The following is an 11,331-nucleotide window of genomic DNA, read 5'->3' on the forward strand; positions in this document are numbered from 1 at the left end:
CCCTGACCGCCGGTACCGGCTCGGAGATCAACTTCTGGGGCGTCATCTCCAACCCGGATACCCACGAAAAGATCGGCTTCGGCGGGCATCCCTCCCTAACCCCCGTGCTGGCCGTGGTGGATCCGGAACTGATGCGCACCGTACCGCCCAAATACACCGCATACCAGGGCTTTGACGCCTTGTTCCACAACACGGAAGTCATGATAAGCAAGGGCGTCAACCGCCTGAGCGAGACGCTGGCGCTCTCCGCCATCGAGAGCATCGCAGAGTATCTGCCTCGCGCCGTCCGTGACGGAAACGACCTGGAGGCCCGGGAGCATGTGGCCTACGGCAGCACCATCGCCGGCATGGCCATGCAGCTCACCAGCACCACCGCCCAGCATTCCATGGAGCATTCTATGAGCGCCTATCACCACGAGCTGCCCCACGGCGCCGGCCTCATCATGATTTCCAAAGCCTTTGCCGAGTTCTTCCTTGCGCGTCACGCCTGCGACGAACAGTTCGTCAAGATGGCGAAAGCCATGGGCGTCCCCAACGCCGGCCGGCCGGAGGACTTCATCACCGCCCTGGTGAAGCTCCAGGAGGGCTGCGGCGTGGCTGGTTTAAAGATGAGCGACTACGGCTTTACGCCGGAGGAGGCCATGACCCTGGCCAAGGGGGCCCGCTCCATGCAGGGCGGCCTGTTCGCCGCCAACCCTTGCGAGATGACCGACGAGGACTGCGCGGAAATCTTCCGGAAGTCCTACCGCTGATGCACGGGAGGATCTGCAATGAATCCCAATGATCAAATCCTGTCCGGCCTGAAAGATCCACAAGTTATGCGCGCTGCCAGCCAGCGGGCACTCCGTCTGACCATGGAACTGAATGGGGCTTACCACACCCCGGAGCGGGTGCGGGAGCTGTTTTCCCAGCTCATCGGGAAGCCGGTAGATGACAGCTTCTGCCTGTTCCCGCCCTTCTACACCGACTACGGGCGAAATATCACGGTGGGTAAGGACGTATTTATCAACACCGGCTGCCGCTTCCAGGATCAGGGCGATATCGTCCTGGGCGACGGCGCGCTGATCGGCCATAATGTGCTTCTGGCGACCCTGAACCACGACAAAAACCCGGCCAAGCGCCATATCCTCCACCCAGCGCCCATCACACTGGGCAAAAACGTCTGGATCGGGGCCAACGCCACCGTTGTCCCCGGCGTTACCATCGGGGATGGCGCCATCGTGGCTGCAGGAGCCGTCGTGACGAAGGATGTGCCGCCGTGCGTGATCGTGGGCGGCGTGCCCGCCCGCATCCTCAAACAAATCGGAACGGAGGAATCAGAATGAAAAAACAAGTCCTGGCCCTGTCCACCAGCCCCCGGCGGGGCGGCAATTCGGAACTGTTGGCCGATGCCTTTCTCCACGGGGCGGCCGCTGCGGGGCATGAAACGGAAAAAATCTGCCTCTACGATAAAAATATCCAGTTCTGCCGAGGGTGCCTGGCCTGCCAGAAAACACAACGCTGCGTCATCCACGACGATGTGGAGGGCATTCTGGAGAAGATGCGCCGTGCTGATGTGGTCGTCTTTGCCACCCCTATCTACTTTTACGAAATGAGCGGCCAGATGAAAACCCTGCTCGACCGCAGCAACCCCCTGTTCCCGGCGGAGTACGCTTTCCGGGACGTCTACCTGCTGGCGTCGGCGGCGGACGGGGATGAGAGCGCCATGAACGGCGCGGTGAAGGGCTTGGAAGGCTGGATTTCCTGCTTTGACCAGGCCAGGCTCACCGGTGTGATGCGGGGCGTGGGCGTGGACAGCCCCGGCGCGATCCGAGCCTGCCCCGCCATTCTGGAGCAAGCCGCCCAAATGGGGCGGAACGTATGAAAGGGAGGCTGCTTATGAGAACACGGTTTTTGTCCCTGGCGCTGGTATTCTGCACAATGGGCCTGCTGACGATGCCGGCCTGTGCCGCAGATCACCCGGCGCCCGCCGCCGCGCCGGATGCGGGGGCGTTTACCGACGTGCCCGAGGACGCCTGGTATGCAGAAGCGGTTCACTTTTGTACCGAACAAGGGATCATGGGCGGTACCACCGGTACGGCCTTTTCCCCCAACGGCTCCATGACCCGCTCCATGCTGGCCGCGGTGCTCTACCGCATGGCAGGAAGCCCCCCTGTGGCCGCTAACGTCAGCTTTGCAGACGCCGTCAGGGATGCGTGGTACCGTGACGCAGTCTCTTGGGCATCCGGCGCCGGCGTCTTGTCCGGCTATGGAAACGGCGTGTTCGGCGTGGAGGATCCGGTGACCCGGGAACAGATTGCGGCGGTCCTCTGGCGCTGCGCCGGGACGCCCGCGGCCGGCACGGCGGCGGTGGGCTTTGATGACGCGGCATTGCTCTCCGATTGGGCGCAGCCGGCCGTGGGCTGGGCGAAAGCCAGCGGTATCCTAAACGGGAAATCAGGCAACCGGTTTGATCCCCAGGCAGAGCTCACCCGCGGGGAGGCCGCCGTGCTCCTGTATCGCTATTTAAACCGCAACCAGGCGGATATGCCGCCTTCGAGCCGGCTTCTTACGATCTCCGTGGACGGCAAGGACTTCACGGCCGTGTTGGAAGAAAATGCCTTGGCCCGCGCCCTGGCGGAGCGGCTCCCCCTCACGGTAAGTATGGGCGAGTTAAACGGCAATGAGAAATATCACTACCTCCCGGAAAGCCTTCCCACCGACCCGGAGCGGCCGGGAACCATTCAGGCCGGCGACCTGATGCTGTATGGTTCGGACTGCCTGGTGCTGTTTTATAAGAGCTTCCCCAGTTCTTATTCCTATACCCGGCTGGGGCAGATTACCGACCCGGCCGGATTGGCCGAAGCCGTGGGCGGCGGGGCTGTGGAGGTGACCTTTCGGATGCAGGCACAGGGAAGCGTGCCAAATACCGATACGGGAAGCAAAATCCTGGTGGCCTATTTTTCCGCCACCGGCACGACCCGATCCGCGGCCGAATCCGCCGCCGATGCCCTAAACGCCGACCTCTATGAAATTGTTCCGGGAACCCCCTATACTGCCGATGATTTGGACTATAATAACAGTTCCAGCCGCGCCAACCGGGAACAATCCGATACTTTCGCCCGCCCTGCTATTTCCAGAGATGTGAATAAAATGGAGGGCTATGACGTTGTGTTCCTGGGCTATCCTATCTGGCACGGCCAGGCTCCCAGGATCATCTGCACGTTCTTGGAGCGTTACGATTTTACCGGCAAGACCATCGTGCCTTTCTGCACCTCCCACAGCAGCGGCATCGGCTCCAGCGATACCAACCTCCACGCCTTGGCGCCCGGCGCCGACTGGCGCGCCGGCAGACGGTTCCCCGGCGGAACCGGCCGGGAGGCTATCACAAGCTGGATCGGCGGCTTGGAGCTGCCACAGCCGCCCTCCGCTTCGACAGGCAACGGGAAATTCAACTTTGAGACAAAGGCCGTGCCCTTGACCGGAATGAAAAGCATGATTGGTATTAACGTGTGCACCGACCGATCATTTTTCCATAAGCAGGGCTGGAATGTAACACGGATAGGGCGTTGCTATGCTGACGGGATCTTTGTGAGCATAAACAGGCCAGGAAGCACCATATTTAACAGCCAGGACGTTCCAATGGAACGTCCTTTTTTATTTTACAGAGATAAATAAAATGGGCGACACCGTCAATGTTGCCCCCAAAAGCGAGGGCGGAATACTCCGCGAGGAGGTTCCGCCCTGCTGCACCTGTAGGTATTAACACGGGTATTGCCTGCGGCATTTGTTTTGGCAATTCCCCCGCCCGCTTTTCCCGGCGCTTCCCCTATTATCCTTTACAATAAGTTTAGGCGGCGAACGCCGTCGGATACTCATGGAAAGGAAGTAACCGAATGGAGCAATACGGTTATGTGCGCGTGTCAGGGAAAGACCAGAACCTTGACCGCCAAATCGACGCCATGCTGAAAGCAGGCGTCCCGCGCAGGCGGATCTGCACGGAGAAGAAAAGCGGGAAAGACTTTCAGCGCCCCACGTATCAGCGGCTGATCAAGCGCCTGAAACCCGGCGATCTGCTGATCATCAAATCCATTGACCGCCTGGGGCGTAACTATGACGAGATCATAGAACAGTGGCGGATGCTTACCAAGGAGCGCGGCGTGGATATACGGGTGCTGGATATGCCCCTACTGGACACCACCCACGCCAAGGATTTGCTGGGGACATTTATTGCGGATCTGGTGCTTCAAGTGCTCTCCTATTGCGCCCACGCCGAGCGCGAGAACATCCGCCAACGGCAGGCAGAGGGGATCGCCGCCGCCAAGGCGCGGGGCGTCCGTTTTGGCCGTGAGCGGAAAGAACTGCCCCCAGACTTCCCCGAGCTGTACGCCGCGTGGCGGCAGGGGGAGATCACAGGGGACGAGATCGCCGCCCGGTGCGGTATGGCTCTGGGCGTGCTGTACCGCAAGCTACGGGAGCTAGGCATACAGGTACAGGCCGCGCCCCGACCCAAGGGATAAAAAGCCGCATCCCCAGCATGTCGCCTTGAAACAGCTATGCATCGCCCGTCTCTTTCCCCGCCGTTTTGCCCGCGGGCAAATCCGCGCCGGCCAGCAGGTACAGCCGGAACATCCCGTCTTTCGCCTTGTAATGGAGGCTTGCCCCATGCTTGCGGGCATAGGCCGCGATACTGCGCGTGCCGAAGCCGTGCCCCGGCTGATCCGTCACCGGCAGGCCGTCCCGCCCGAAGCGCACCTGCCCGGAAAAAGTGTTGGCGATCTCGACAGCAAACTGCGGCTCCGTCACGGCGTTCAGCTCTATGCGGCGTGCCGCTCCCTCGGGCTGGCGGCGACAGGCAGTCAGTGCGTTTTCAATAGCGTTGGCAAACACCGTGGACAGCTCCACAATATCCACGGGCAAATCCTTCGGGATGTCCAGACGGGCGCTGACCGCGACCCCCTCCTGTTCCGCCTGTTCCAGATAGAGGCTCAAAATCGCGTCGAGGGTGGTGTTTTCACACCAGCGCCGCCGCCTGGTAGCCAGGATACTCTCGTCGTACTGCTGCACGAAGCGCAGGGCTTCCTCCGGCTTGCCATCTTGCAGCAGCGCGCCGATATTCTGCATATAAAAGCGGGTATCGTGCCGGATAGTGGCAAGCCGCGTCTCACCCGCGTGGATCGCCGTCGCCTGGCGCCGCAGGGCGTCCATCTGCGCTTCCAGCAGCCGCTGCTCCTCCCGCATGGCAGCTTCCCGTTTCGTTTTCTGAAACAGGACGAACACAACCCCATAGGCCGCCAACAGGATCACAAGAACGGCGGCGGTGAGCGCGATGCTCTCCAGATAATTCTTATGGGGGCGGAAAGTCAAGAGGTATAAGAATACCCCGTAGAACACCAATGGCATCAGGCACAGTAGCCCCCACCCCCGCCGCATCGAGGTAAGCGTGGCGAGGTAAGCCGGGCGGAAAAAGCGATACAGCACATAGAGCAGCGGCACAGTCAGAACAAGGCGGGAAATAATATCCGCCGATACCCCAAAGCCAAACACGCGCGTCAACAAAATTCCCGGAAGCGTGGCAACGCTGCAAGTGGTAATCGCCGTAAGCAGATTGAACAGCAGAGGTAGGCCTCGCTGCTTGGAAATCAGAAAAATCACCGCCAGCGCAAGGCCGTTCGTCGCCGCCGGGTAAAGGGTGACGAAAGCCTGAAAGCCGCACAGCCCGTAGACCAGCAGGTTAAGAAGAATGATCCCCAGCGTACCGAGGCTTAAAATGGTTAGGGACTTCTTCAGGCTGTATTTCAGATCTGTGAGCAGGAACATCATGCCAATCCCGGTAAAGGTCAGCAGGATATAGCGGAGCGCGTCTATCGCCGTCATATATACCTCCCTTTTTTTCATATCCATACCAAAAACCACAGGATGCACCGTGTTTTCTTGCCTGTGGCCGCCAGGGCACAGGCAAGAATCCGCACCGTGCCGGCCAGCATGAGAAAGCCGCCCCTGGCCAGCTTTTGCGAAAAGCTTATGCTGACGATATACGGACGTTGATCTTTACAACCCGCCCCGCTTCCGGATGCAGTCCATCAGGTCATAGGCCGACTGGAAGCGCCGCAGGGAGCCGTCCAGTTCCGGCCGCCCAGCGAGATACCCCGAGACCAGCCGCCCAATCCATTCCAGTTCCTGGATATTATTGTCGCACAGGGCAATCTGCACCATGCTTCCCCCTCCCCTTTTTCCACCGCTTTATGTAAAGTACGTGTTTTCAGCTACAAAGTACGTGTAACGTGCGCCGCTTCCCAAAATATGCGCTACAATACAGGCAGAACCTTTCATCCATTTTAACGAAACTTATACTCTTTGTCAAACGGTACAATCGGCATTTTGGACGAAAAAAAGAGCCTTTTACAAGGCTCCCATGCGGAAAAGATATTTTGACAAAAGGTATGCCTATTATCAAACAGGAGGTGCGAGACAGTAGAAATGACTGGAACACGGCGTAAGGCAAGCCCCAGCGCCCCCTTTCACGCAGCGGCGCGCAAGCCCAGGACACCAAGGAGGTGGTGTGGTGGAAAGGATCGACCTGCGCACGATTTACAAGGGGCAGCCGGAATACGAGCTGTTTTCCGCGCCAAAGCCCGGCGAGAGCGTATTGCCCCACCAGGGCTGCCCCTGCTGGACGGCGCGGCGGTACACGCTGCTGGCCACCCCCGACCATGAGTGCTGGTGCTGCGCCTTTGCGGACTTCCACCTGGGGCAGGACAAGGCGCTGGAGGTCGGCATCTGCCAGTACCCAAAAAAGTGAAACAACAAGGGATTACGATAAAGGAGGAAGAAACGAATGATAAAAAGCGTGGTTCAGGCCGCACGGCCATTTAGGCCGTCCCGGCAAAAGGTTCGCTGCACTGGGCGTCGGGTCCTGGCGGCAGCGCTGGCATATCTGCTGGCATTCCCCCTGCTGCCTGCTTCGGCCTTGGGCAATGAAGGCTGTAGCTATCCCTGCGGCCACGTCCATGATGAAACCTGCGGCTACACTGAGGGCGTAGAGGGCGCGGACTGCACCCACACCTGTCCGCTGTGCGCGCCCGCCGAACCCGGGGCGGAACCATGCCTCTGCGACCCGGTTATGGAGGGCGGGGGCGCGCACACCAACCCGGATTGCCCCTATTTTGTCGAGCCCCAAGAAACAGCCGTAGAACAGGCCGCGGCGCTTTTTGCCGCGCTCCCCGGTGCGGACAGCGTGACGGCGGACATGGACGCGGCTGAAAAAGCGGCGCTGGCCGCGCAGCTTACGGCGGCGCGCGACGCACTGCACGCCCTTCCGGAGGCGGAAATCGCGGCGTTTACTGAAACATATGCAGACCTGCTCGCAGCGGCGGACGCGCTGGAAACAGCGATCGCCGCGGTGGGGACGCAGGAGCCCGAAGCCCCGGCGCAGAACGGAACGCCTGCGGTACGGCGCAGCGCGGCACGGGCGGGGACGGCCATCCCCACGGTGAGCGACACCGGCAACGCGATCTATGCCAATGGCGTACCCATCAAAATCGTGACGGGTTCTGAGACGGGTAAAACGAACATCCTCTATGATCAGGACGGCAACGGCCAAATTGAATCAAACGAATACATGCAAATCGGCACCCCAGCGAGCGCTGCGGGCTACGACCTCTCCCAATACCTGATTTATGGCGGTAGCAAAGACGCCGCCGTCCCTTCCACCAGCATCACGATGGAAGGCGGCGAGGTGGGCTACCTTTATGGCGGCGGCTCTAGCGGGAATAGCCATGTCGACGGCAATATCGGGATCACGGTCAACGGCGGCACGGTAAAGCAATACGTTTACGGCGGCAGTGTTGGCGTCGTGGGCGGCAATACCAACATCACAATCACCGGCGGCACGTTAAAAAACACCGTTTACGGCGGCGATTTGGGTGAGATAAAAGGTAATACCAAGATCACGATCAGCGGCGGTACGGTAGGCTACGTCTGCGGTGGCGGCGCCAAAGACAACCCGGCGGATACCAGCCAGGCTGGCAGTACCGTTGCAGGCAGCACCGCGGTCATCATCAGCGGTGGTACGGTGAGCGGCGTCTATGGCGGCGGACGGGGTACGGTAGGCACCGCAGGCCAAAACACGAGCACCAATGTTACAATCAGCGGCGGCGAAGTACTGTACAACGTTTACGGCGGCAACAGCGGTGACCGGAGCGTGGTCAACGGCGACGCCAACATCACAATCACCGGCGGCACGGTAGGGGGCGACGTCGACGGCGGCGGCACCATCGGCAGCGGCAGCACCAGGATTACCGGCACATCCAACATCACGATCACCGGCGGCACGGTAGCGGGCAACGTCATCAGCAAAAGCATAGGCACCACGATCTCCGGCGGCGTGAACGTAACCGTCGGCGGGACGGCCAAGATCGGCAGCGCCAGCGCGGGCGTGCTCATCAACAGCGGCAGCGCGATCAACGGTGTGGACAATTTTACAATTGCCCCCGCTTTGGCAGAGGGCGCGGCGGTCTCCGTCAAACTGCCCACGGGCTACACCGACAGCACCATCGCCACCGAAGCGGTTGCGGATGACGTGGCCTATATCAAACTCGTCGGCAGGGCTGCAGAGGGCAAGGCCGCGTATTTTGACAGCGGCGCAATCAAGGTCAAAGACGTGCCCGCCGCCGTGGAGCTGATACGCGACGGCAACAAGCAAAGCGAACACGACACCCTCGCCGACGCGATCAGCAATGCAATCGACGGCGACACGCTGAAAATCGCCGCCGACATCGACCTCGGCACAACCGGCGTGACGATCAGCGGCATATCCCTCACGCTGGATCTGAACGGCAACACCATTACATACAGCGGCACCGACCCCAACAGCGGCGCAGTCACGTTGAACAGCAGTGCGTCGCTCACCGTAACGGACGGCAGCACCGGCAAGGGCGGCAAGCTGGAGGCCACCGGCGCATCGGGCAAATCCATCCGCAACGAGTCCACCGGCAAAATTCTGGTAAATAGCGGCACGGTGAAGACGGCCAATGGCGGCACGGCCATCGATAACGTCGGCACGTTCACCGGCGTCGCCGGCCCGGTCATCGTCAGCGGCGGCACGGTGGAAACGGCCAATGGCGGCAATGCCATTTCCTGCGGCGACAGCACGGTCACCGTCAGCGGTGGCACGGTGCAAGCGACCGGCTCGTCGGGCATGGCCATCTCCAGCAGAAACACGATCACGGTCACGGGCGGCACGGTGTCGTCGGCCAATGGCAACGCCATCTTCTGCGGCGGCGCGGTCAACATCAGCGGCAACAGCAAGGTATCCGCAGCGAACAGCCGTGCGATCTACAACACCTTCACCGGCAAAATCACCATCAGCGGCGACGCCGAGGTAACCAGCGCGTATGCGAATCCCGCTTACGGCACGATTTACCTGCAAAAAGTGCCAGCCGACGGCGACCTTGTTGTGCTGGACATTCGGGACAACGCCCAGGTGACGAACACGGCAGACGGCTATGCGGTGTACTTCGCGGCCAACGGCGTGACCTACGGCAACCTGAGTAGCTATTACACGGCGGCGTCCACCGCGCAGGTGGGCCGGGTCTATCCCAAACAGCCTGCCGTAGAGCAGCTCGACAGCAGCGGCGCCTTCCAAGGGGGCTACGCCACCCTCGACGACGCGATCAACAATGCAATAGACGGCGATACGCTGAAAATCAACCAAGACATCCCTTTGAACGGCGGGGTCGAAATCAGCGGCTCAAAAACCCTGACGCTTGACCTGAACGGCAAGGCCATTACAGGCAACTTAAGCGGCGTAATGAAGCTAACAGGCGGCGCGTCGCTCATTATAAAGGACGGCACGGGCAGCGGCAAGCTGACGTCTAGCAGCGACTGTACGATTCAAAATAATTCCACCGGCACGATCACCATACAGGGCGGCACGGTGGAGAACACCCACGAGATCGGTCTCACGCTCAGCAACAGCAGAGACGGCGCCATTGTGGTGAAGGGCGGCACGGTGTCGGCGACCGGCTCGTCAGGCGTGGCCATCTACAACACCTCCACAGGCAAAGTCACGGTCAGCGGCGACGCGGCCGTCACCAGCGCGAATGCGGATGACGCTTACGGCACGGTTTATCTGTACAAGGTATCGACCAGCAACCCGGAAGTCGTGCTGGACATTCAGGGCACTGCCCAGGTGACGAACACGGCAGACGGCTATGCGGTGTACTTCGCGGACAACACGGTAACCTCCGCCAACTTGAGCACCTACTACCAGGCGGCATCCGCCGCGCAGGTGGGCAAGGTTCATCCTGAACCACCGCCCATGCCCACGGTGGAGGTCGATTCCTATGGTAAGCACACCGTCTACGCCAACGGCACGGCGCTGATCATCGCGGGCACGAGCGCCACGAGCACCACCATCTATGTGGACATGGACAGGAACGGCGTGCTGGACACGAGCGTGGACAAATCCCTGAAAGAGTTGAGAATTGCAAACGCCCCGGCGGATGGAAGCAACCTCCGAAACTGCACGGTCTACGGCGGCAGCAAAGAGAACGCGCTGACCGGCGACCCGAAAATCACGATGACCGGCGGTGAGGTGGGCTACATCTTCGGCGGCGGCTATGGCACAGGCGGCACGGTCACGGGTAGCTCGAAAATCACGGTCACCGGCGGCAGTGTGGGCTCTGTCTACGGCGGCGGCGACAAAGCCGATCTGACCGGCAATCCTGAAATCACGATGACCGGCGGCGGTGCGACGACCGTCTACGGCGGCGGCAGAGCCGAAAACGGCAGCGGCGGCAACGTCACCGGCAACACCTCGGTCACCGTCGGGAACAGCGCTGAGGTGAGCGCTTCTGTCTACGGCGGCGGCAATGGCGGTACAGTCAGAGGCAAGGCCACTGTGCTCTTTGATAGCCCGAAGAGTGCCAGCGTAACGGTCTATGGCGGCGGCAGCGGTAGCATCAGCGGCAGCGGCAAAACCGCCACAGTAGGCAGCACCGAGGTCACCCTCGGCAGCAGCGGCACGGCCAGAAGCGTCAATGGCGGCGGCAGCGGCAGCAGCAAAGTCACCGGCACCGCCGACATCACCGTGCGGGGCGCCACGATGGATGTGTTCGGCGTCAGCGGCATTTCCGGCGGCACAATCGAAGGAAAAATCACCGTCACCGTCGATGGTGCGGCCAAGGTTCACGAGAACGATGACATTTGCGGTCTGCACATCAACGGCGGTAACCCGGAGCAAACAATGGGCGTGGCCAGCTTTGTCATCGGCGATCTGCAAGGGGACGCAAAGATTTACGTCGTCCTGCCTGCGGGCTACGGCACCGGCGTGATCGCGACCCAAGCGGT

General features: G+C 60.9%; 7 protein-coding genes and 1 pseudogene. 6 read left to right on the forward strand and 2 right to left on the reverse strand.

The genetic code is table 11. From position 1 onward, the window contains the following. The 5 genes and pseudogenes from CZ203_RS03880 to CZ203_RS03900 all read left to right on the forward strand — a co-directional run. Positions 1-752: pseudogene (locus CZ203_RS03880) on the forward strand (iron-containing alcohol dehydrogenase); the annotation flags it as partial. An 18-nt stretch (positions 753-770) separates the two neighbouring features. After that, positions 771-1,325, forward strand: coding sequence for a DapH/DapD/GlmU-related protein (locus CZ203_RS03885; protein ID WP_087064866.1), 555 nt, complete (start codon positions 771-773; stop codon positions 1,323-1,325). After that, positions 1,322-1,864 carry a flavodoxin family protein gene (locus CZ203_RS03890; protein WP_087064867.1) on the forward strand — a complete coding sequence of 181 codons (543 nt, stop codon included), beginning with the start codon at positions 1,322-1,324 and terminating at the stop codon, positions 1,862-1,864. Before CZ203_RS03885 ends, CZ203_RS03890 begins: the two co-directional genes overlap by 4 nt. A gap of 14 nt (positions 1,865-1,878) precedes the next feature. Then, positions 1,879-3,657 (forward strand): flavodoxin, encoded by a 1,779-nt coding sequence (locus CZ203_RS15340; RefSeq protein WP_159456352.1) that lies wholly within the window; start codon positions 1,879-1,881, stop codon positions 3,655-3,657. 218 nt (positions 3,658-3,875) lie between these two features. Then, entirely contained in the window at positions 3,876-4,499 is a 624-nt protein-coding gene (locus CZ203_RS03900; RefSeq protein WP_087064869.1) for a recombinase family protein, read from the forward strand. A gap of 34 nt (positions 4,500-4,533) precedes the next feature. Here CZ203_RS03900 and CZ203_RS03905 read toward each other — a convergent pair whose 3' ends face one another. Both CZ203_RS03905 and CZ203_RS14520 read right to left on the reverse strand, forming a co-directional pair. Further along, positions 4,534-5,856, reverse strand: coding sequence for an ATP-binding protein (locus tag CZ203_RS03905; RefSeq protein ID WP_207651260.1), 1,323 nt, complete (start codon positions 5,854-5,856; stop codon positions 4,534-4,536). A 174-nt stretch (positions 5,857-6,030) separates the two neighbouring features. Then, positions 6,031-6,195, reverse strand: a complete 165-nt coding sequence (locus CZ203_RS14520; protein WP_159456353.1) for a hypothetical protein — start codon at positions 6,193-6,195, stop codon at positions 6,031-6,033. A 349-nt stretch (positions 6,196-6,544) separates the two neighbouring features. Between CZ203_RS14520 and CZ203_RS03910 the strand changes: the two genes are divergently transcribed. Further along, entirely contained in the window at positions 6,545-6,781 is a 237-nt protein-coding gene (locus tag CZ203_RS03910) for a hypothetical protein (protein WP_087064871.1), read from the forward strand. The last annotated feature ends 4,550 nt before the right edge of the window (positions 6,782-11,331 follow it).

The organism is Intestinibacillus massiliensis (assembly GCF_900155735.1).
GTDB classification, from domain to species: domain Bacteria; phylum Bacillota; class Clostridia; order Oscillospirales; family Butyricicoccaceae; genus Intestinibacillus; species Intestinibacillus massiliensis.